A 782-nucleotide genomic window follows, 5' to 3' on the forward strand; every position below is an offset into this window, starting at 1 on the left:
AATATTGACGATGATAGCCAGTAGACCAAACCCAAGCCAAACTCCCCAGTTACGAGGATGGAGAAGGGAAAGAGAAAACTCGGGCTGCGTGTATTTGTCTTTACTCATAATCTCTACTTAATTTGTGCACTGAGTAGTGCCCAATACTCGTCAAAGTTTGCAGTAGGTTGGTACTTGAAATCGCTGCGCACAAAACGGTTCAGGCTGCCTTCAACTTGCCCAAGAATTTGCGCAGCAAGAATACGCTCTTCTACAGGGAAAGATTTACCTTCACGAATTTTACGCTCACGCAGAATCTGACGTAGTTGGGTTTCGATACGTTCAAACAGCTGGTTGATGCGTTCACGTAGACGTTCGTTTTCAAACATTAAAGCATGACCAGACAGAATGCGTGTCAAGCCAGGGTTACGTTCTGAAAATGCAAGAATCAGGTGCATTACCATACGAATACGCTCTAGTGTATCTTTCTCGTCATCTAAAATGCGGTTGATGCGAGTCATCAAGGCTTCTTCGATGAACTCAATCAAACCTTCAAACATGCGAGCTTTACTTGGGAAATGACGGTACAACGCGGCTTCGGAGACGCCGACTTGTTTTGCCAATTTTGCCGTAGTAATGCGTGAAGCGCCTTCTGCAGATTCAAGCATTTGTGCTAATGCTTGCAAGATCTCTTCACGACGATTGGATTTTTTACTGCCGGCCATTAGTTACTTCCTTTCAAAATACAAAGTTGAGCGGAGGGGATTATAAGATGCTAAGTCGCATCACACTAGACTGCTGAG

At 44.5% G+C, this 782-nt stretch carries 1 protein-coding gene and 1 pseudogene; both read right to left on the bottom strand.

Features of this window, described 5'->3' with window-relative positions; genetic code table 11:
- Window positions 1-108, bottom strand: a pseudogene (locus tag R7040_RS25885) (lipid A biosynthesis lauroyl acyltransferase); the annotation flags it as partial.
- A 5-nt stretch (window positions 109-113) separates the two neighbouring features.
- Window positions 114-704, bottom strand: a complete 591-nt coding sequence (gene slmA, locus R7040_RS25890) for a nucleoid occlusion factor SlmA (protein ID WP_005478760.1) — start codon at window positions 702-704, stop codon at window positions 114-116.
- Window positions 705-782 lie beyond the last annotated feature (78 nt).

The sequence above is a fragment of the Vibrio sp. 1069 genome (genome assembly GCF_033340555.1).